21 protein-coding genes are annotated in these 21,133 nt (G+C 40.4%); 12 read left to right on the forward strand and 9 right to left on the reverse strand.

The annotated features are described in order from the left end of the window. The first annotated feature begins 96 nt into the window (after window positions 1–96). Together selB and IRB79_RS12505 are read left to right on the forward strand one after the other, a co-directional pair. Window positions 97–1,950 carry a selenocysteine-specific translation elongation factor gene (gene selB / locus IRB79_RS12500; RefSeq protein WP_243509379.1) on the forward strand — a complete coding sequence of 618 codons (1,854 nt, stop codon included), beginning with the start codon at window positions 97–99 and terminating at the stop codon, window positions 1,948–1,950. A 289-nt stretch (window positions 1,951–2,239) separates the two neighbouring features. After that, window positions 2,240–3,226 carry a C40 family peptidase gene (locus IRB79_RS12505; RefSeq protein ID WP_431833419.1) on the forward strand — a complete coding sequence of 329 codons (987 nt, stop codon included), beginning with the start codon at window positions 2,240–2,242 and terminating at the stop codon, window positions 3,224–3,226. A 56-nt stretch (window positions 3,227–3,282) separates the two neighbouring features. Here the strand turns inward: IRB79_RS12505 and IRB79_RS12510 are convergent, their stop codons facing one another. After that, window positions 3,283–3,474, reverse strand: a complete 192-nt coding sequence (locus tag IRB79_RS12510; RefSeq protein ID WP_243508764.1) for a CsbD family protein — start codon at window positions 3,472–3,474, stop codon at window positions 3,283–3,285. Window positions 3,475–3,710: 236 nt separating this feature from the next. Here IRB79_RS12510 and IRB79_RS12515 point away from each other — a divergent pair, with 236 nt between their 5' ends. Beyond that, the gene (locus tag IRB79_RS12515; RefSeq protein WP_279401061.1) at window positions 3,711–4,265 is read left to right on the forward strand and encodes a M15 family metallopeptidase; all 555 of its coding nucleotides are present in this window, start codon (window positions 3,711–3,713) and stop codon (window positions 4,263–4,265) included. 53 nt (window positions 4,266–4,318) lie between these two features. On the opposite strand, the gene IRB79_RS12520 is transcribed toward IRB79_RS12515, so the two are convergent. Then, window positions 4,319–5,368 carry a M42 family metallopeptidase gene (locus IRB79_RS12520; protein ID WP_243508766.1) on the reverse strand — a complete coding sequence of 350 codons (1,050 nt, stop codon included), beginning with the start codon at window positions 5,366–5,368 and terminating at the stop codon, window positions 4,319–4,321. 110 nt (window positions 5,369–5,478) lie between these two features. Further along, window positions 5,479–6,564 carry an AI-2E family transporter gene (locus tag IRB79_RS12525; protein ID WP_243508768.1) on the reverse strand — a complete coding sequence of 362 codons (1,086 nt, stop codon included), beginning with the start codon at window positions 6,562–6,564 and terminating at the stop codon, window positions 5,479–5,481. 138 nt (window positions 6,565–6,702) lie between these two features. On the opposite strand from IRB79_RS12525, the gene IRB79_RS12530 reads away from it, so the two are divergent. Continuing rightward, the gene (locus tag IRB79_RS12530) at window positions 6,703–7,737 is read left to right on the forward strand and encodes a mechanosensitive ion channel family protein (RefSeq protein ID WP_243508770.1); all 1,035 of its coding nucleotides are present in this window, start codon (window positions 6,703–6,705) and stop codon (window positions 7,735–7,737) included. A gap of 69 nt (window positions 7,738–7,806) precedes the next feature. Here the strand turns inward: IRB79_RS12530 and IRB79_RS12535 are convergent, their stop codons facing one another. Together IRB79_RS12535 and IRB79_RS12540 are read right to left on the reverse strand one after the other, a co-directional pair. Further along, on the reverse strand, window positions 7,807–7,992 hold the full coding sequence (locus IRB79_RS12535; RefSeq protein WP_243508772.1) for a hypothetical protein: 186 nt from the start codon (window positions 7,990–7,992) through the stop codon (window positions 7,807–7,809). A gap of 110 nt (window positions 7,993–8,102) precedes the next feature. Then, on the reverse strand, window positions 8,103–8,537 hold the full coding sequence (locus tag IRB79_RS12540) for a hypothetical protein (RefSeq protein ID WP_243508773.1): 435 nt from the start codon (window positions 8,535–8,537) through the stop codon (window positions 8,103–8,105). Between the two features lie 158 nt (window positions 8,538–8,695). On the opposite strand from IRB79_RS12540, the gene IRB79_RS12545 reads away from it, so the two are divergent. Further along, window positions 8,696–10,987: an ATP-dependent DNA helicase gene (locus IRB79_RS12545; RefSeq protein ID WP_243508775.1), complete on the forward strand. Its 2,292-nt coding sequence runs from the start codon at window positions 8,696–8,698 to the stop codon at window positions 10,985–10,987. Window positions 10,988–11,022: 35 nt separating this feature from the next. Here the strand turns inward: IRB79_RS12545 and IRB79_RS12550 are convergent, their stop codons facing one another. Continuing rightward, window positions 11,023–11,649: a YczE/YyaS/YitT family protein gene (locus tag IRB79_RS12550; protein WP_243508777.1), complete on the reverse strand. Its 627-nt coding sequence runs from the start codon at window positions 11,647–11,649 to the stop codon at window positions 11,023–11,025. Window positions 11,650–11,979: 330 nt separating this feature from the next. Between IRB79_RS12550 and IRB79_RS12555 the strand changes: the two genes are divergently transcribed. The 3 genes from IRB79_RS12555 (at window position 11,980) to IRB79_RS12565 (ending at window position 15,544) form a co-directional block, all read left to right on the forward strand. Next, window positions 11,980–13,947, forward strand: coding sequence for a lipoteichoic acid synthase (locus tag IRB79_RS12555; RefSeq protein WP_243508779.1), 1,968 nt, complete (start codon window positions 11,980–11,982; stop codon window positions 13,945–13,947). Window positions 13,948–14,422: 475 nt separating this feature from the next. Further along, a complete protein-coding gene (locus IRB79_RS12560; RefSeq protein WP_243508781.1) occupies window positions 14,423–14,752 on the forward strand; it encodes a four-helix bundle copper-binding protein in 330 nt (109 codons plus the stop codon). A gap of 192 nt (window positions 14,753–14,944) precedes the next feature. Beyond that, entirely contained in the window at window positions 14,945–15,544 is a 600-nt protein-coding gene (locus tag IRB79_RS12565; protein ID WP_243508783.1) for a YdhK family protein, read from the forward strand. A gap of 40 nt (window positions 15,545–15,584) precedes the next feature. On the opposite strand, the gene IRB79_RS12570 is transcribed toward IRB79_RS12565, so the two are convergent. From IRB79_RS12570 to IRB79_RS12580, 3 genes are read right to left on the reverse strand one after another with little or no spacing between them, the layout of a single operon-like run. Then, window positions 15,585–16,145 carry a TVP38/TMEM64 family protein gene (locus IRB79_RS12570; protein ID WP_243508786.1) on the reverse strand — a complete coding sequence of 187 codons (561 nt, stop codon included), beginning with the start codon at window positions 16,143–16,145 and terminating at the stop codon, window positions 15,585–15,587. 3 nt (window positions 16,146–16,148) lie between these two features. Beyond that, a complete protein-coding gene (locus IRB79_RS12575; protein ID WP_243508788.1) occupies window positions 16,149–16,826 on the reverse strand; it encodes a response regulator transcription factor in 678 nt (225 codons plus the stop codon). Next, window positions 16,826–18,199: a HAMP domain-containing sensor histidine kinase gene (locus IRB79_RS12580; RefSeq protein ID WP_243508790.1), complete on the reverse strand. Its 1,374-nt coding sequence runs from the start codon at window positions 18,197–18,199 to the stop codon at window positions 16,826–16,828. The genes IRB79_RS12575 and IRB79_RS12580 overlap by 1 nt, the downstream gene beginning before the upstream one ends. Before the next feature lie 162 nt (window positions 18,200–18,361). Between IRB79_RS12580 and IRB79_RS12585 the strand changes: the two genes are divergently transcribed. The 4 genes from IRB79_RS12585 to sdaAA all read left to right on the forward strand — a co-directional run bounded on the left by IRB79_RS12585 (window position 18,362) and on the right by sdaAA (window position 21,101). Next, complete coding sequence (locus tag IRB79_RS12585; RefSeq protein WP_243508792.1) at window positions 18,362–18,595, forward strand: group-specific protein; 234 nt, start codon at window positions 18,362–18,364, stop codon at window positions 18,593–18,595. Between the two features lie 175 nt (window positions 18,596–18,770). Then, window positions 18,771–19,445 carry a helix-turn-helix transcriptional regulator gene (locus IRB79_RS12590; RefSeq protein ID WP_243508794.1) on the forward strand — a complete coding sequence of 225 codons (675 nt, stop codon included), beginning with the start codon at window positions 18,771–18,773 and terminating at the stop codon, window positions 19,443–19,445. 83 nt (window positions 19,446–19,528) lie between these two features. Next, window positions 19,529–20,191: an L-serine ammonia-lyase, iron-sulfur-dependent subunit beta gene (gene sdaAB / locus IRB79_RS12595; RefSeq protein ID WP_243508796.1), complete on the forward strand. Its 663-nt coding sequence runs from the start codon at window positions 19,529–19,531 to the stop codon at window positions 20,189–20,191. Window positions 20,192–20,225: 34 nt separating this feature from the next. Beyond that, window positions 20,226–21,101 (forward strand): L-serine ammonia-lyase, iron-sulfur-dependent, subunit alpha, encoded by an 876-nt coding sequence (gene sdaAA, locus IRB79_RS12600; RefSeq protein WP_243509384.1) that lies wholly within the window; start codon window positions 20,226–20,228, stop codon window positions 21,099–21,101. The last annotated feature ends 32 nt before the right edge of the window (window positions 21,102–21,133 follow it).

The raw sequence follows: 21,133 nt of genomic DNA on the forward strand, positions 1-21,133 counted from the left end.
AGATGATTGAAAGATTCTTTTTTTAAGGATACAGTTGAAAAAGAATGCAAAAAGAAGCAGGTGGCAGATTTGACGAAAAGATACTTTACAATCGGTATGGCTGGCCATATCGATCATGGAAAAACTACATTGACAAAAGCATTAACAAATGTGGATACAGATAGGCTTAAAGAAGAAAAAGAAAGGCAAATATCCATAGAACTAGGATTTGCCCCTTTATATGAAGATGAGGAAATTCAAATTTCAGTAGTGGATGTACCGGGTCATGAACGTTTTATCAGGCAAATGATTGCCGGTGTTGCAGGTATAGACTTAGTCATTCTGGCTGTCGCAGCAGACGAAGGAGTTATGCCGCAAACAAGAGAGCACCTGGAGATTCTTGATTTTCTGGGAATCCAAAATGGCATTGTCGCCATAACAAAGATTGATCGTGTGGACGAAGAGTTCACCGGCCTTGTAAAAGAAGAAATCCTTGAGGAACTGAAAGGAACTGTTTTTGAAGATGCTCCATTTATTTTAACAGATAGCCTGTCAGGCAAAGGGATTGAAGAGTTAAAGCAGATGATTATCCTTACGCTGAAAGATCGGGACACACGGGATGCTAAAGGCGCATTCCGTCTTCCAATCGACCAGGTATTTACGGTGAAAGGCCAGGGAACTGTAGTCAGAGGCACTGTTTATGAAGGAAAAGTCGAAGAAGGACAACTTCTGAAAATCATGCCAAATGGTATAGAGACCAGGGCACGCCAGCTGCAGGTACATCATCAGCCTGCAAAAGCGGCATTTGCAGGGCAAAGGACAGCTATTAACCTTTCGGGAGTTTCTAAGGAGGATATAGAGCGGGGCGAGGTCCTTGTATCCTCTGAGCATTTCAGCGTCACGAAAACCATTGATGTAGCAGTAAGAATGGTGGGAGATTTAGAGCATATCGTCAAACAGAGAATGCCGGTCAAATGCCATATTGGTACAGCTGAAGTCATGGGCAGAATCGTCTTTTTTGACCGTAATGAATTATCCAATTCAGAAGGAGAAATTCTCTGCCAGCTCCGTTTAGATGAGGAAATCGTCGCAAAAAGGGGAGACCGGTTCATTTTAAGAAGGCCTAGTCCCCAGGAGACAATCGGCGGGGGCTGGGTTATCGATCCCAACGGGGAAAAATACCGGTTCGGCCAAAAAACCATTGAGGACTTAAGCAGGAAAAAAGAAGGGACTCCGAAAGATCGCATAAAAGCGGTGTTGTCCGATGATAAGGTCCTTTCGGTTTCAGAGATTACAGCAAAAACTTCACTGGATGAATTGACGGTTAAAGAAATACTTAAAGAAGAAGATTTCCTGAGCATTAACAGCAAGGAATTCACCTTATTAGCCATAAGAGAGGCAATAGAGGAAGAAATAGCTGACCGCCTGAATGAGTTCCACCTGGAAAATCCAATGAAGCAAGGGGTCAATAAAGCAGAATTACTGCAGGCAATGCAGAAAAAATATCCTAAAACCCTGGTTGAATTTGTCTTAAATTCAGGGATTGAAGAGAGTGCGTTCCAACGAAATGGCCAGTTTCTGCAGAATAAAGGTTTCAATCCTCATATACCGAAAAGCTGGCAAAAACGCACTGACAATCTTCTTGCTGAATTAAAAAAAGACGGCTATAAAGTAAAGCCTTTCGATGAATATTATGCTTCTGCAGGAATCCCTGAGAATCTCAAAGGAGACTTAAAACGATATTTAGAAGACCAGGAAATCGCAGTACCGCTCGATGCTCAATACTATTGGCATGGCGATCATTTTAGAAAAGCAGTAGAAGAACTGAAAAAGAGCACAGCTGTTGAATTTGAAGTGGGCAATGCAAAGGAAGTATTGGGCCTTTCCAGAAAGTATATGATTCCTTTCCTCGAAAAACTTGATTCTTTGGGAATGACACGCAGAGCAGAAAATAAGAGAATATGGATTTAAAGAGTTTTCTTTAAATAGATCAGCTTTTGAATGCTGATCTATTTTTTGTTTATGAAGAAGAAAGTTTAATTAGAATAATCAGAAATATGACGAAAAACTACCCGGTTTCGCCTGTTAGCATGGAAATTACTACTAATTAATACAGGATAAATTTACTGCAACTTAACCACTTGAGGAAATGCTATGAAATTATAGATGATTTTACCTGTTTGTCCATTATTTTCAGATAGGATTTTACTAGAATTATTACTAATATTAGGTTGTCAAAGAAATTTAAGGAGTGTACAACTTGAAGAAACAACTACTTACAATGGCTGCGACAGCTGGTTTTTTGATTACACCGTTCAATGGAGAAGCAAGTGCTCATGAAAATAAATATATAATTCAGTCTGGAGACACTCTATGGGGAATCTCCCGCTCTAATAATCTTTCAATTGAAGAGTTAAAGACATGGAATAATATTTCAGGATCGATAATATATAAAGGACAAGCTTTGACTCTGCTGGCACCGCATGGCCATGACGCTTCAACAGGCGGGTCTAAAAGCGGTACAGTCAGCTACACAGTGAAATCAGGCGATACTTTATGGGGAATTGCAAGAACTCACGTCCTTTCCGTCAGTACACTAAAGAGTCTAAACGGAATCAGCAGTGACACGATATATCCAGGCCAAAAGCTTAAAGTGAAAGGATCGGCTAACACTGCTGCACCTTCTGCTCCTGCTAGCACTGGATCTTACACCATCAAAAGAGGAGACACTCTTTCAGGGATTGCATCTCGCCATAACTTATCGGTTTCACAATTAAAGGCAATGAATAACCTATCTTCTGACTTAATTTATGCTGGCCAGACTCTAAAAGTATCTGGTACGGCATCGAGCAAGCCGGCAGAATCACAGGTAGCAGGCCAAACGACGTCAAAGGTGAATGAACTCATTACTGAGGCAAAAAAATACATCGGTTCACCATATGAATGGGCAGGAAGCACACCTGCTGGATTCGACTGCAGCGGCTACTTGAACTATGTATATGGTAAAGCAGGAATCTCAATTCCTCGTACTGTAGCATCCATTTGGAGCGCGACAAAACATGTTACAGCACCAAGAGTGGGCGATTTGGTTTTCTTTGAAACATACAAGTCAGGCCCATCACATGCGGGAATTTATCTTGGTAATTACAAATTCATTCATGCTGGTTCTTCACGCGGTGTAGAAATCAGCGACATGAATAATTCATATTGGAAGCCTCGTTATTTAGGGGCGAAAACGACTTTTTAAGAAATCTTCTGATGGAAAAAGTACTCAACGCTCTAAAGCTGCGTTGAGTACTTTTATTAATCTCTGCGATCATTGAAAGTCTTTGACAGTGCTTGCTTTGCATCTCCCCATTTTTCCTGTGCCTGTCCTTTTAATTTTTCCATATTTCCTTCAGCTTCTTTGGATTCATTATTGGTCAGCTTGCCGTATTGCTTTTTAAATTCACCTTTTAATTGATCCACATTGCCGTTTGTTTGATCTTTGTTCATAAGTATCTCCTCCTCTGTTATGGCTTTCTATTTTGTATACCCAAAACCTATTTTCCAAAACAAATAAATATATTTTTTCTTTCTAGCAAATGAATTAATTTGCTTGTCTACCAGTAAGGATTGACTTCCTATTATTAATTATGGAATTCATTCTTTAAAAAGGTGAAGTTTCGAAAAAGTCTTGTTAAAATAAGAAGGATCAATCTGAGGAACCCTCAAAGAAAGGACAAAAAACCTTGCTTTTTAGACAATTAAGAAGATTTCTTGTTTTTTTATTATTGATATCGACTATCGGACTTTTATTCTATCAATATATTCGATTTATAGAAGAACCTGACTTTACAGAAGTTCCACCGCCAACTGCTCTGCACCCTGTCGTTGCAGAAAAGAAAGAAGAACTTATTGCTCAGGCTGCTGACAAAGGCATTAACGTAGTCATCACCCAGGATTTCAGAAGTATAGAAGAACAGAATGCCCTATACGAAAAAGGGCGCTCAGCGGAGGGGAATATTGTTACACATGCTAAAGGGGGAGAGTCTTACCATAATTTCGGTCTGGCGATTGATTTCGCCCTGATGTCGGTAGAAGGCCAGGTTATCTGGGATATGCAGTATGACGGCAACGGCAACAGCAAGGCGGATTGGATGGAGGTCGTTGAAATGGCAAAGGATCTTGGTTTTGAATGGGGCGGGGATTGGGCACAATTCAAAGACTACCCTCATCTCCAAATGGACTTTGGACTTACCATCTGGGAGCTGCAAAGAGGCAAGTGGCCGCCTGAAACTGAATGATGATATAAAAGAACCTGCACTCATAGTATATGGTGCAGGTTCTTCTTTCTTTGTTAAAGTACCATCTCTGACTGTACATAGTGATACAGCAGCTTAGCTGTATTCTCAATTGAATCCTCATGTGTACGTTCGAATGCATGGGAAGAATCAATTCCAGGACCGATTAAGCCGTGGACAATATCATGGCCAGCACGGATGGCTGCCGAAGCATCGGATCCGTAGAAAGGGTAAATATCCAGTTTGTAGTCAATTCCATTTTCCTTGGCAAGCTGAACCAGACGCTTTCTTAGTTCGTAGTGATAGGGGCCGCTTGCATCCTTCACACAGATGGAAACGGTGTACTCATCAGTGGATTGGCCATCACCCATAGCACCCATATCAACAGCCAGATATTCTACAGTCTCCGGTGTGATATTGGAGTTTCCGCCATATCCAATTTCTTCATTATTTGAAATGAGGAAGTGGGTAGTATATGGCAGCTCAATGTTATCGGACTTCAGTTGTTTAATCAGCTGAAGAAGGATCGCGACACTTGCCTTGTCGTCAAGATGGCGTGATTTAATGAATCCTGCCGGAGTGGTCTGCACACGAGGATCAAAGGAAACAAAATCCCCAACTTCTATGCCCAGTGCACGCACATCCTCAGCATTATGTATTTTTTCATCAACGCGGACTTCCATGTTTTCCTGGTTTCTTTCTGCTTTTCCGGCATCTTTATATACATGAACAGAAGTTTGATGCATAAGAATGGTGCCGGTGAATTTACTGCCTGAAGATGTTTCGATTTCGCAATATTCGCCTTCAATAGAGTTATATTTGAATCCGCCGATCAGGTCAATCTTCAGTCGTCCGCTTGGCTTAATTTCTTTCACAATCGCTCCAAGGGTATCAACATGGGCAGTCAGCATCCGGTGATGATTTTGGTCTTTTCCGGGAAGAGCAGCAATTAGCCCTCCTTTGCGATTGCGTTTTGTTTCAACATTAAGCTCATTCAAAAACTTTTCCACATATGTAATCACTTCATTGGTATTTCCGGATGGACTTGGAATAGAAACGATTTCTTTTAGTAAGTTAATGGTTTCTTTTGTGTTAGGGTATGCCATATAGAAAATCTCCTCTCAAATTATTCACGCGCAATTCTTATTATACTGTTATTTCTTGGGATAAGCATGCCCTATAAATAAAAAAACTGCCATAACGGCAGTCACACTCTTTATATATCTTCTGAAAGCAAACTTTTCCTTGTTCTTAAACGGTAAAACCTTCTAAAGTCTTTTACAAGAACCTTAACCACGGAATAGAACGGAATGGCAATCAGGATCCCGATAAAACCATAAATCGATCCTGCAGCCATTAAGATTATTATGACTGTAAGGGGGTGGAGATTAAGCCTTTTGCCCATCACGTGAGGGGAAACGAGATTGCCTTCAAGCAGCTGAACAGCGATCAATACCAGTATTATTTTTAATACCATTCCTGGGCCTTGCAGTAATCCGATGAAAACGGCGGGGATGATTCCAAGCACTGGACCAAGAAATGGCACAACAGTCAGGAACATCGCAAAGAATGCCAAAGTTAATGCGTATTCCAAGCCTATAATCATATAGCCGATATACATTAACACACCATCGACGACTGCCACAATAAACTGGCCGGTAACATAGGAAAATAACGTTTTATCAATATCAGCAAGTATCTTATTTCCCTCTTCCTCGTGTTTATCAGGGAGATATTTCAAAAGAAACGGCCGGAGCTTATGATCATCCTTCAGGAAATAGAAAAGGATAAATGGCACAACCACGATTACAGTGACAATGCTTGTAATGGTAGAGAACACTTTTATCACATTTTTGCCAGCACCTGATAAAATGGTTTCTAAAAAGTTCAGCACTTTATTTTTTAAATGGTCATAAGAGAACATGCCCATATTGTTTTTTTCAACCACTTTCTCCGTTTCATCCGATAAATCTTCCATCTTTGCTGGCAGGTTTCCGCTGAGTTCAGTAACCTGGCTGCCAATCAAATTGCCGATTGCGTGAAATCCAAAGTACCCTAAACCCAACACCACAGCAAATATGACGATAATGCTGGCTGTTTTGGGTAAAGACTTAGAAACCAATCTGACCAGGGGCCTCAATATATAGTATAGAATGCCGGCAATCAATACCGGAAAGAAAATGGTTGCGATCAAAGCCCGGATCGGCCACAGGAAATGATCAATCTTTCCAAGCAGAAAGATAATGATTAAAACGAAAATAATGCCAGCTGCATATTTAAAAAATGGTTTATTGATCCACATTCATGTACCCCAACCTTAATATATGTATTTACTATTCACCTTTCCTTTTTTTAAACATTGTTAAACACAGCAGTTTAAGAATCGATGTAAGAGGAATAGATTAAACAATAACTACATAACAGGTGAGGGAATATAACTATGTTCTTTATTAAGAATGTTACCATTAAGGAAGCAATGCTTTTTTTATTGTTTGCAGGAGTGATATTGGCTGCCAAATGGACAGTTAACTTACTTGTGAAAAAGAGGAAGGGCAAGTCAGTACAAAACGACCGGATCATGCAGGGAATTTCTTCACTCGTGAACTGGGCAGCTTTTTATGGAATTATCATTCTATTCTTGTTTTATTTTTCAAGGGAGAAATGGCTTTTTTATACCTTGTTCACGGCAGGGGAGGTAGATGTGACGCTATATTTAATCATTGTAGCGTTTTTGACAGTCTCGCTTGCAAATCGGATCGTAAAAGTATTCACTAAATATGTATTAACATCTGTTTATGAATTCTATGGAGTTGATCGGGGGCTCGGCTATTCATTCAACAGAATGATTTATTATACCGTCATGGTTGCAGCGCTCGCCATCAGCCTTACAACGGTCGGGCTTGATTTAACAGCGGCTGCTGCCATACTGGGTGTCCTTGGTATTGGTATAGGGTTCGGCATGCGCAATATTGCCGGTAACTTTATTTCAGGCATCATCATCCTTTTCGAACGGCCGATTGAAATTGGGGAAGTGATCGAGATCAATAATAAGATCGGTAAAATAGAAAGCATCCGTCTCAGATCAACTATCGTCCGTACAGCTAAAGAGGGAACCCTCATCGTCCCAAACCAATACTTCATCGAACAAATCATCAAGAACCGGACAGGCTCAGAAATGCTTGCCCAGGTTCTAATCAGCGTAGCGTACGGCACTGATACAGATAAAGTCGAAAAGCTTCTGAGAGAAGCAGTGGATGTGGAAATCCCCAAAACAGAAGGGATTTTAATGGCACCTGCACCTGATATCCGTTTTGTGGATTTCCGCAATAAGGCAATGGACTTTTTGATAGAAGTACCTGTTGCAGATTTTGAAGCCAAACAGAAATTTGAAAGCCGGCTAAGACATGTAATTGCAGAGAATTTTTATAAAAACGGAATTGAACTTGCCTCAGCACAGCTGCTGCCCGGTGAATGACGGGTTCAGTTAACAGGAGATAAAACGAAAACACCAGCCGCTCGGGGCTGGTGTTTTCCAAAGTGTATCCTATTTCCCTAACAAAGCTTTAACTCCAAGATAAAGAATGGCAAGACCAAATATGATCATAGCCAGACCGCCGACAATGGTGAAAAAGCTGGCAATACCTGAAGTAATAACTGCAGAAACAGGTACCATAGTCATGCCGTAGCCAGCAAGCATACATGCAAGATATAATAATGCTAATTGATACATTATATATCCCTCCCTTCCATACTAAGGTATGAAAAAGAAGGAATTTTGCTTGGTTTAATATCCCGAATCTTCCGAATAAGATAAAAACAGTTCTTTAGAATTATTTAGTGCTAATGATTCTCCTTTACTTCCTGAATAGCAATGAGTTTTAAAGCAGTTAATTCTTCCTCTGATAACCTTTCAGTTAAAAGACTGTATAATTCATTCTGCTCTTCAGCAGTCAGTCCGCCTTTTACTTTTGAGACACTCTGCTGGATTTCCTTCATCGAAAAGCTTTCTGAAATCTTTTTCACAGCCTCTTCTTTTGTCTTAATCGGCAATGATGTCTCTTCAAGATCTACAGCTTTTAAATCATCCTGGCTGCTTCCAAGCAGGGCCTCTACATTTGGATCACTGGCAAGCATCTCCAGATCATCCTCAGTGATGCTGCCGGCAACTTCTGTCATTACTTTATTTGATATCAAATCCATTGAAGCAAAATAGATGAGGAATCCCAATAAAATAAAAGACCCTCCAGTTATTGTCCAAAAAATAATTTTTTTCAACTTTTTGGGCTGCTCAAATAACGAACAGATCCGTTCACACTCCTCCCATTTTCCATCTCTTTAAATTGTAAATGGTCTTTTCCTGATTTTGCAAATCTTTCTCACCTATAGAACGTATGTGCTATAATAGGGGAATAATAAAGCAAGGAGCCGTTTCCATGCATAATAAGATAAAAATATCGGTTAGATCGTTAGTTGAATATGTTTATAAAAGCGGCAGCATTGAAACAGGCTTCCGTTCTGCAGTGCCGCTTTCAGAAGGAACCAGGATTCATCAGAGAATCCAAAAACTTTATGGGGAAGAAGATCAAAAAGAAGTGTATCTGCACACAGCCTTAACCTTCAATCTCCTCAACTTTCAGCTGGAAGGCAGGTGTGATGGGCTTCTCATCAGAAATGAAGAACGGATGATTGATGAAATTAAGTCTGTTTCCCTCCCGCTATCTGAAATTGATGAATTTGCTTATCCTGTCCATTGGGCTCAGGCTAAATGCTATGCTTTCATGTATGCAAAAGATCATAATCTTCCAGAAATGACGGTTCAATTAACATATATTCAGTCTAAAACAGATGAAGTGAAAAGATTTCAGCAAAGCTATTCTTTTCGTGAACTTGAAGAATTTATACTTTGCCTTCTGGAATCCTATTTTCCATACGCCGACTTGAGGATTCAGCATCAACAGGCATTAATAAGGAGCGTACAAGAACTGGCTTTTCCTTTTTCTGCCTACCGAAATGGCCAGAGAAAATTTGCCGGGGCTGTATACAAAACCATTGCTGAAGGGAAAAACTTATTTGCCAACGCACCTACTGGCATCGGCAAAACTATTTCTACCCTTTTTCCAGCATTAAAAGCCATTGGGGAAGGACATATTCATAGGATCATTTATGCTACAGCCAAAACCATTACCCGTCAGGCTGCTGAAGGGGCCATTGCCATGATGGAGGATGGTGGATTGAAGCTAAAATCGGTCACAATCACGGCCAAGGACAAAATTTGCTTTAAGGAAGAAACCAATTGCCAAAAAGACAGCTGTGAGTTTGCCAATGGATATTACGACCGGATAAACCATGCCGTACTTGACCTCCTGAAGAATGAGAACATGATAACCAGAACGACAATTGAAAAATATGCTATGAAGCATAAAGTCTGCCCTTTTGAATTTTCATTGGATGCTGCATACGCCGCCGACGCCATTATCGGTGATTATAACTATATTTTCGATCCGAGGGTCTCACTTAAGCGATTGCTGGAAGAGGAGAAAAAGAAAACGGCGCTCCTGATCGATGAAGCGCATAACCTTGTGGACCGTGGAAGGGAAATGTATTCAAGTTCCCTGGAGAAATCAGCCTTTCTTCAATTGAGCAGAAGCTTTAAGGGGAAGGATGAAGGGATTCAAAAAAGCGCTAAACAGGTTAATGGAATTTTTATTGCATTAAAAAAGAAATGTGGTGAAAATCAGGAAATCGCTGAAAAGGATCCCCCTGAAGAACTTTTTAATGTTCTCGAGGAATTTGTTCAATATGCCGAAAACTATCTGGGGCAAACCAGAAACAATACGGATGAAGAATTGCTGGAAGTTTTCTTTGCTGCACAGAACTTTATAAGAATAGGGAAACTGTATGATGAAAGATTTGTAACGTATATTCAAAAGCAGAGGAATGACCTGATCATCAAGTTATTTTGCCTGGATCCATCGTATCTTCTGCAAAAGGCCAGAAAAGGATATAAAGCGGCTATCTTTTTTTCAGCTACCTTAATGCCTCTCAATTATTATTTGGACATGCTTGGCTTTCAGGAAGAAGATTTTATTTTATCCATTCCTTCACCATTCTCAAAAGATCAGGCTAAGGTCTACATACAGCCGCTTTCCACAAGATATCGTGACCGGGAAGGATCAATTGAACCAATCGTCATCACCATTAAGAACATGCTAAAGGGTCAAAAGGGAAATTACCTGATCTTCTTTCCATCCTATCAATATATGGAGAATGTTTATGGAAGGTTCCTCGATGAGGAAATGCCAATGCATACAATCATTCAAAAGACTGGAATGGATGAAAGAGAAAGGGAAGAGTTTCTGGATGCATTCCAGCCAAATACTGCTGGAACGCTGTTAGGGTTCGCAGTCATGGGCGGGATATTTTCAGAAGGCATTGATTTACAGGGGGATAAGCTGAATGGTGTATTTGTGGTGGGTGTGGGTCTTCCCCAGATCGGCTTTGAACGTAATATTATGAAAGCTTACTTCCAGCAGCAAGGAAAAAACGGCTATGATTATGCCTATACCTATCCTGGAATGAACAAAGTTCTTCAGGCAGGAGGCAGACTTATTCGTTCTGAAAACGATACAGGAATAATTGTCTTAATGGATGACAGGTATGTTCAGGCAAAGTATCAGGCCCTGCTGCCAGAAGAATGGAAAGATTCTATTTTGTTAAGAAGGTAAAAGCATCCTGCTCAGAAAGAGCAGGATGTTGGTGATCATTTAGTAATAAGCGGGCCTTTAGGCGCCTGCATTTTTTCAAGCGTTTTTTCGAAAATAGGGTAAAAGAATTGTACTACCAGACCAAGTGTTAATGTTACCACAATCGTGCCTACACCGATTGCACCTTTGAATAAAAACGCAAGCAGCAGGGCAAAGCTTTCGCTGATGATCCTTGAATTTCTTAAATTCAATCCAAATCTTGTGTGAATAGCTACCATCAATGTATCCATCGGACTTGCCGGAAATTTGGCCTGAAGATAGATGGCAACTCCCATTCCCATCGAAAGGATGCCAAAAAGCAATATGAATGATTGACCTGCCAATGTTTGAGGGGAAAGGTCACCAAAAATAACGAGAAGCCAAAAGTCAATTAGTGCGCCAATAATTAAGATGGAAATGGCTGCTAGGACTTCAGGCTTTTTTTTCATTAAAAAAGCATTTATAAAAATAAGTGCGATTCCATTAATAAAAACAAAGGTGCCAACTGTTAAGTTAAACATTTGAGATTCACCAACTGCCAGGGCATCCCATGCAGAAGCTCCAAGGTTTGACCTGATAATCAGGGCTACACCCATTGTCAGGATAAGCATCCCAATGATAAAAAATAAGAAACGTTCTTTCATGAAGACTCTCCAATCAACTATGTTTAATATTTAGCTTGACCCTTTTTAAAATCAATACTCCCTCAGCACTGAAATTATGAAAGGAAAATTCATTTTACCATCAGATTATATTGGTTAACAGATATTTTTTATGAAAAGTTGTTGGATTTTGCAGGAAAAAGGCGAAAGATATTAAGAAGATATCAGTTTTCATTCATCTGAAACTGTGCTATATTATTTTACATTCATTCACCATTTATTAATGCTGGCTTTACATATTTTTTACATATAAAAACTTAGCCGCTGCTAAGTTTTTCGCATGTTTACAATTTAAGAGGTGAAACCACACTTATGGGAAAGTTATTTAAATCGCCTAAGAAATTGGCGAAAAACAGCCTTGCTGTGTTCTTTCTGACTGTTATCCTTTTTTGGCTAAAAACGTATATAGCCTATCGCATTGAATTTAATTTAGGGATCAATAATGATATACAGCGATTTCTGCTGTTTCTGAATCCTTTAAGTTCAACGCTGATATTCCTGGGATTTGCTTTGTTTTTTAAAGGGAAATTGCAGTCAGGCATGCTTATTGGCTTGAATTTATTTTTATCTTTCCTGCTTTATGCAAATGTCGTTTATTATAGATTCTTTAACGACTTTATTACAGTTCCCGTACTAATGCAGGCAAAAGTAAATGGGGGGCAGCTGGGGGATAGTGCTCTTTCTTTAATGTCTCCATGGGATATTTTTTATTTTACAGATACACTGCTGCTCCTCTTCCTGGCAGTCAGGAAATGGTACAAACCAGGAAAGAAAATTAGCCGAAAACCCGCATTGGCTGTTATCGCTGCAGGTATCATTGTATTCTTCATCAATCTTGAAATTGCTGAGAATGACCGGCCTGAACTGCTTACACGTTCCTTCGACCGCAATTATTTGGTGAAATACCTTGGAGCATACAATTTCACGGTATATGATATTGTCCAAAATGCGAAGTCTGCCAGCCAAAGGGCTCTTGCGGATAATAACGATGTGACTGAAGTGGAGAACTATGTAAAAGCCAAGTATGCACCTCCGAACCCTGAATACTTCGGAAAAGCTAAGGGCATGAATGTTATTTACGTGTCCATGGAATCACTTCAGACTTTTATTATTGACTACAAGCTGAATGGAAAAGAAGTTACCCCATTCCTGAACTCACTTGCACATAGCGGCAAGACATTTTATTTTGATAATATTGTTAATCAAACCGGACAGGGAAAGACTTCCGATGCCGAGTTCATCATGGATACATCGCTATATCCAATGTCACAGGGAGCGGTTTATGTAACAAAAGCGCAAAATACCTTCCATGGCACACCTGCTATTTTAAAGTCACATGGCTATACTTCAGCAGCTTTCCATGGAAACTACAAGACATTCTGGAACCGTAACGAAATGTATAAAACCATGGGCTATGACAAGTTTTTTGATGCTGAGTATTACAATATGAGCGATGAAAACACTAAAAACTATGGGTTGAAGGATAAGCCGTTTTTCAAAGAATCCATGCCGATGCTGACCAGTCTTCCTCAGCCATTTTATACAAAATTCATCACTCTTTCTAATCACTTCCCTTTTAAAATGGATGAGTGGGATACTGATTTCCCTGCAGGCGAAACGGATAATGATGTGGTTAACCACTATTTCCAGTCGGCGAATTATATGGACCAGGCACTCCAGCAGTTCTTTGAGGATTTAAAGGAATCCGGCCTATATGATCATACAGTAGTTGTCCTGTATGGCGATCACTACGGAATTTCCGAAAACCACAATGAGGCAATGGCGGAAGTGATCGGAAAAGAGATTACTCCATTTGAATATGCCAGGCTTCAAAGAGTGCCAGTATTCATTCATGTACCTGGAGTGGATGGCGGCATTGTCCATAATGTTGGCGGACAGATAGATGTGCGTCCGACATTACTTCACCTGCTGGGCATTGATACAAAAAATTACCTGGAAATGGGATCAGATCTGTTATCAGATAAGCACCGTGAAGTACTCCCATTCCGAAACGGCAACTTCATTTCACCTGAATATACACAGATTGAAGAAACCTGTTATTTTTCTGAAACTGGCGAAATAGCTGAGGCTCATGCATGTAAGCCATTTTCCGATCAGGCGAAAAAAGAGCTTGAAATGTCAGACAACATTGTTTTCAAAGACCTGATGCGCTTTTATAAGCCGGAAGGATTTGTTCCAGTCAACCGGAATGATTACTCTTATGTAAAGAAAGAGGTGCCATTTAAAGAGGAAAGAAATGGCCCGGGTATACAGAAGTAAGATTTAGGAGCAGAGAGATAACTCTCTGCTCTCTTTTTTTGAGAGATAAGAAAGTATCATTTTTGAACGTCGATAACTGTCTAGCTCCACAAGGAATGCTTCGACAGCTTTATCATCGCACGACTAAATGCGTTAGCTTTTAGGAGGAGTGCCTACCCCCTCGAGGTCACAAGCTTGTCTAGTTGCGGCTCCTAGGGACTCGGGGTCATAAGCCGTTTCCTTTCGGAAGGAAGAACGCCTTCTTACAGGAACCGTCTTATGCCTGTCGTCCCTGGGCAGTCGCCTCCACATATCGGGCAATCCTCACAAAAAGGCAAAGTACGCCTTTCTGGGAGGATTGCTTGTGCTTGTCGGGGGTGGGCAAGGCAATTCCTCTTTTCTTGGCAGCCGCAATATATGCAGAAAGTATGCAGTTTACTAAGAGAATGCACGGGTAGAGTATCTTTGTAAAGAGATTAAAGGAAGGATGATATTAATGTATAGCCAATCTTTTGAAGAATGCATCCAGGCTTGTTTAGAATGCATGAAGGCCTGTAATGTATGCTATGATGCATGCTTAGGAGAAGAGGATGTTAAAATGATGGCGGATTGTATCCGCCTGGACAGGGAGTGCGCTGATATCTGTGCCTTTGCAGCTAAGGCGATGCAGACAAACAGCCCTTTTGCCAAGCAAATTTGCACTCTATGTGCAGACATTTGTGAAGAGTGCGGAAATGAGTGCAAAAAACACGACCACGGCCATTGCCAGCGCTGTGCTGAAGCATGCTTTAAGTGTGCGGAAGAATGCCGTAAAATGGCTGCTTAAATTAGCAGGCAAAACAGACATCCAGCAGGGTGTCTGTTTTCAATGCGGATTATTTACAATATTCGGTTATGAATAAATGTACATATTTTCCATTTCTCAGGGAAGTATTAATTTAGACTTTTGTATGCCTGTTCCATAGTTTCTGCACAATTTATTGCCATACTAACTTCATGAAGAAAAGGAGGAATAGATATGTTAACAAATAAAAAATTCGCCATTTGGTTTGTTTCGCTCGCTGCGGCTTTAACTTTAACTGCCTGCGGCGGAAATGACGGGGATGCCGGTCAAGAAGGTACCAGCAATGAAGAGAGCACAGCGAATAATGAGAGCAGCGGCCATTCAGGAGACCATTCTGGCATGGACCATTCCGGCTCCGGAGAAGTCCCTGAAGGAATAAAGGAAGCAGAAAATCCAAAATATGAAGTTGGAAGCAAGGCCTTTATTACAGAAGGACATATGGAAGGGATGGAGGGAGCTGAAGCAACAGTTGCAGGTGCATATGATACAACAGTCTATTCAGTCTCTTATACACCAACCACTGGCGGTAAAAAAGTTGAAAATCATAAATGGGTAGTTCACGAAGAGATTGCTGATGCGGGAGAGGAACCATTTAAAGAAGGCGACGAGGTAAAAATAAATGCAAGTCACATGGAGGGGATGAAAGGAGCAACTGCTGAAATCGATTCTGTGCAGGAAACAACAGTCTACACAGTTGACTTTACTACAGCTGACGGCCAGGAAGTAAAAAACCACATGTGGGTAACAGAAAACGAGCTTTCTCCATCGGAATAATATAGAATGTTAAAGAGCTTATCTGCCGAAGATAAGCTCTTTAACGTAATTTATAATTTTTACACAAATGGTAAACCAAAAAGGAAAAAGCAGCTAAAAGGAAAATGGCTATTTGCAGCTCCATTTTTAATTTTAGTGCATGTGAAACCGCAAAGGCTTCAATAACTAAAGCAGGTATTTTTCCGATGGTGCTGGCAATGCCAAAGGGCAGAAGCCTCATTTTGCTGTATGCTGCTGCCAGCGTGACTGCACCTGATGGGACAAAAGGCAAGACTCTCAGCAAAACAACCATGAAATACGCAACTGGACCTTCCGCATTCTGGAGCTTAGAAAAAAATTTGTTATTCTTTAGCCGAGGAAAAGAGGAGGTAAGCTTGGTGATTCCTTTGCGATAAAGAATAAAACTAATAATAGCTCCTGCTGCTTCTCCGATGATTAATAGGATTAGACCCATTTTGAGATCGAAAGCGGCAACTGTGCCCGCAGTAATAAAGGCACTTGGGAGGAAACCCGTTATCGCTGCAGCAATGTTCATAGATATGCTAAAAAAAGCTGCCAATATCGGTTCCTTTGATAGCCATCCGATGATATCAGAAAACATCTATTAATCCTTTCCGGTCCATTTATAGCCTAAACCCCAGACAGTCGTCAGATACTCATCTGCAGGAAACCCGGCTTTCCTTAATTTTTCCCGTAAATTTCTGACATGCGAATCTATGGTGCGGTCTTCGATTGACACCCCATAGCCCCATACAGAGCCTATTAAATGCTCACGTGAAAAAACTCTGTTCAGGTTTGAGAGGAAAAGGCTTAACATTGAAAACTCTTTTGGAGTCAAAAGGATTTCCTTATTTTTATAGGAAAGCTCAAAAGAATCTTCTTTAAGTTCCAGCCCTTTAAAAGTTTTGGTTTTTCCATCTTTTTTGCTTCTTCTCAGAACCGCTTCAATCCTTGCAGATAATTCCTCTTCATCGAATGGCTTTAAAATATAATCATCTGCTCCGATGTTCAATCCTTTTACAATGTCTGGCTTTTCGCTTTTGGCAGTAAGCATGATGATGGGAATATCCCAATATTTTTTAATTTCCTCGCATACTTTCCATCCATCCATTTCAGGCATCATAACATCCAAAAGGACGAGATCTGCAGAATGGGTTTCTAAGTAAAGCAAGGCATCTGAACCTGAAGCCAATTTAATGCATTTGTAGCCGCGGGGCGTTAAGTATAAAGAAATTAGATCAAGCATTCTAGTTTCATCGTCAACCAAAAGTATTGTTTTCATTATTCCGTTTCTCCCTTAAAAACAATTTCAAATTCTGTTCCGTCACCTTCCCTGCTGCAGACAGATATAGTCCCTCCATGGGCATGGACAAGTTCCTTAACAATGGCGAGTCCGAGACCGGTCCCACCAAGAGCTCTTGCACGTGATTTATCCACTCGGTAAAACCGATTAAAGATAAAGGGCAGTTCCTCCTCAGAAATTCCTCTTCCAGTATCATTTATTTTAATGGTGACATGTTTTTTGGTCCTGCTTACATTAATTGTGGTTTTATCTCCAGCTGCCGAATACTTAATGGCGTTATCCAGAAGATTATATATGATCTGTTCCAGCCTTGATGCATCCGCAGATATGGTGATTGATTCATGGCAATTAACAGAAAGCAGCATGCCTTTTTCGATGAAAGCCGGAGAGAATTTTGTTTCAATTTTTCTCATGAAATCCTGCAGGTCAATAGGTTTTTTTATTATATCAAAGGTATTTTTATCGATCTTAGCCAAATCGAAAAGATTTTTAACCATATTTGAAAGCCGGTTGGTTTCCTCCAGGATAATAGATAAATACTGATTTCTTTCTTCCGGGCTCAGGTTCCGCTTCTGAACGATATCCGCATACCCTTTTATATAAGTAAGAGGAGTGCGAAGTTCGTGCGAAATGCTGGATAAAAATTCATTGCGTTCTTCTCTGAGATAATTCAGGTCACCCGCCAATAACTGAATGGACCGTGCTAAATCCCCTAGTTCATCGTCACCAGTTTTAGGAAGGGAGACTGAAAAATCACCGCTGCTTATTTGTGAGGTGGCTTCCTTCATTTTAATCAGCGGTTTCGCCAGGGCCTTTGATAAAAAGATGATGATAGTAATGGTAAAAATGACGGCAATGAAACCGGCGATTAAAAATTGTTCATTTAAGCGTGAAATTAACGACTGAATCCAGGCTGTATCCTGAAACATATATACATGGCCTATCAGAACTCCATCCTGTTCGATCGGGCTGACTGTTGAGATATAATCCTCTTCTTTCCAATTGTCTCCGATGGTTTTGCCGCCCCTTATAACAGATGTAATAGGCCTTTCTATGTACCTTTGGATAGAACTGCTATCAACAGAAGCGCCAAGGATCTCTTTAGTTGGATTTGTAATAACTACATCTGTATTTGCTTCAGATTCCATCAGAGCCACATGGGAAATCGTATTTTCATCAAAATGCTTTTCGAGTATAGCACGGTGTGAGTTGCCGCGTGTCTGCAGGGCTATAAGCTCTTCTTCCACACGTGATTCAACAAGGGTACTATGTAAAAAAAAGAACATAATTGTTTCAAGTCCGAAAAGGATCAGAAAGAACAACAGGCCTAGCTTCATGGAAAGTTTTTTCAAAGAACTCACTCATTTCAAGTCAATTACTTCTATTATATTCTAAATGTTTGAAGAAACTATGCAGAACAGGTATATGTTTTAATAGGACTGTAGAAGGTAAAATAGAATAATGATTTATATTAATGAAAAAACAAGTATACAGTCATACAGGAGGTTTTTTTAATGAGTGAATGTAAATTGGATCACACACCGGAAGATGTACAAAATAAGTTTGAACAGCAGAAAGAATTTCTGCCGGAAGATATGAGTTCTTTGTTTCAATCTTTTTTTCAGCAGGAACATACCCAGGATATTTTAAATGAGGTATTCCATTTGCTGAAAAAATTTGATCTTGCTTCTGAGGAGGAACGAACCGAGCGAGTCAACAGGCTTTATCTTGTATTAAAAAATGTATAATATAGAATTGCCGCATCTGATTAATTGTTGCGGCAATTTTTTATGTATCTTACAATTTTTTTGTAGCTATTAAAATTTTATTTTAACATTGTATGTTTTTATGTTAAGATGCAATTATAGAGAAATATAGAGTAGTATAATAATGAAAGCGATTTCATAAAAGGGAGTGACAAAGTTGAAGGAATGCCATAGACCTGTTTTTGACTTGGCGATCCGGACGGCAGATATGCTTGTTCGAATGTTTGGCTCCCGCTGTGAAGTGGCCGTCCACGATTTCAGCGACTTAAAAAAATCGCTTATTCATATAGCAGGAGATATAACGGACAGGAAGATCGGCTCACCCATCACAGATCTCGTATTGAATGAATTAGCCAAACATAAAAACGAAGTTAATGATATAGCCAATTATAAAACACAATCCAAAAAAGGAAATATCATGAAATCATCCACGATTTTTCTCCGTGATGATGAAAATAAAGTAATTGGCGCATTATGCCTTAATTATGATATTAGTTTGCTCATGCAATTTGGAGGAGAAATTGAAGAGTTTATCAGCTTTGATGAACATTCTTCTAAATCGGAGACCTTTTTTAATTCCGTCCAGGATGTTATTCACGAGATGGTGGATCAAGTACTTCAAGGCTTTAGGAAGGCACCTTCATTGATGACGCTCGAAGAAAAAGTTGAATGTGTCCGCCAGCTTGAAGATAAAGGGACATTCCTCATTAAAGGGGCAACTGATTATGTCGCATCTGTGCTGGGGGTTTCCAAATTCACTATTTATAATTACCTGCAGAAAATCAGAACAATTAATGAGCTGCACCCGGAAGCTGCCGTGGAGCATAAATAAGAAAATTTTTGGGAAAAGGTAACTGTAATTTTTTATTGCAGCTATCTGAATTTAAAGACCTTAAAAGTAAAGGGGCATACAAAATGAAATACAGATCAGCATTTGATATTATTGGCCCGGTTATGATCGGACCTTCAAGTTCCCATACAGCTGGAGCTGCACGCATTGGGCGTGTTGCCCGGACTCTTTTCGGAAAACAGCCGTCCAAAGCCGAGATTTCTTTATATGGTTCTTTTGCAAAAACCTATAGAGGACATGGTACGGATGTTGCAATTGTCGGCGGAATCCTCGACTTTGATACTTTTGACGAGCGAATTCCTTCTGCCCTGCAATTAGCTGAAGAAGCAGGGATTGAAGTCATTTTTACAGTTGAAGATACCGTTACAGACCATCCCAATACTGTAAGAGTCAAGCTTACAGAAGGGGGACGTGACCTTGAACTTGTAGGAATATCCATTGGCGGCGGCACAATTGAAATAACCGAACTGAATTCCTTTGAACTTAAATTATCTGGTGAACATCCTGCCATTTTAGTTGTTCATAACGATCAGTTTGGAGTTATCTCCGCTGTTACGAATATTTTATCAAAGCACCAGATTAATATTGGACATATGGAAGTTTCACGCAAGGAAAAAGGAAAAATGGCAATAATGGTTATTGAAGTGGATCAGAAGATCGGCCATGATGTGATGACGGAGCTTGAAGGGCTTCCGAATATCACACAAATTATTAGAATGGTTGACTAATAGTTAGCTGGTCATCAGGAGGGAAAGTCTAATGTTGTTTAGAAATGTTGCTGAGCTTGTTGAGCTCGCTGAAAATAAAGGTGTAAAAATTGCTGAAATCATGATTCAGCAGGAGATAGACGTAACTGGTTTAAGTCGTGATGAAATAATCGCTAAAATGGACCGTAATCTGACTGTCATGGAACAGGCAGTTGAGAGGGGATTGAAAGGCGTCACGTCTGTTACAGGCCTGACTGGCGGAGATGCAGTCCTTTTGCAAAAGTACATTCAGAGCGGAAAGGCATTATCAGGAAACATTTTATTGGACGCTGTCAGCAAAGCAGTTGCAACCAATGAAGTGAATGCAGCAATGGGTACAATTTGTGCCACCCCTACAGCAGGTTCGGCAGGCGTAGTGCCAGGTACACTGTTCGCTGTAAAAGAAGTACTCAATCCAACACGAATGGAAATGATAGAATTTCTGTTTACTTCAGCAGCATTTGGCTTTGTGGTGGCAAACAATGCCTCCATATCCGGTGCAGCAGGAGGATGTCAGGCTGAGGTAGGGTCTGCAAGCGGCATGGCTGCAGCATCCATTGTGGAATTGGCAGGCGGGACACCACAACAGGCTGCTGAAGCAATGGCGATTACACTTAAAAACATGCTGGGCCTTGTTTGTGATCCAGTTGCCGGACTAGTAGAAGTCCCATGCGTAAAGCGAAATGCCATGGGTGCTTCCAACGCCATGACAGCAGCAGACATGGCCCTCGCTGGAATTACAAGCAGAATTCCATGTGATGAAGTCATCAACGCAATGTTCTTAATCGGGCAATCCATGCCTTCAGCACTAAGGGAAACAGCTGAGGGGGGACTGGCTGCAACGCCAACCGGAAGAAGACTGCAGGAAGAGATTTTTGGGAAAAAGAAGTAATTTAATTTTGTAGCTTATAACACCAGTTCTTT

The sequence above is a fragment of the Cytobacillus oceanisediminis genome (assembly GCF_022811925.1).
Classification (GTDB): Bacteria; Bacillota; Bacilli; order Bacillales; family Cytobacillaceae; genus Cytobacillus; species Cytobacillus oceanisediminis_D.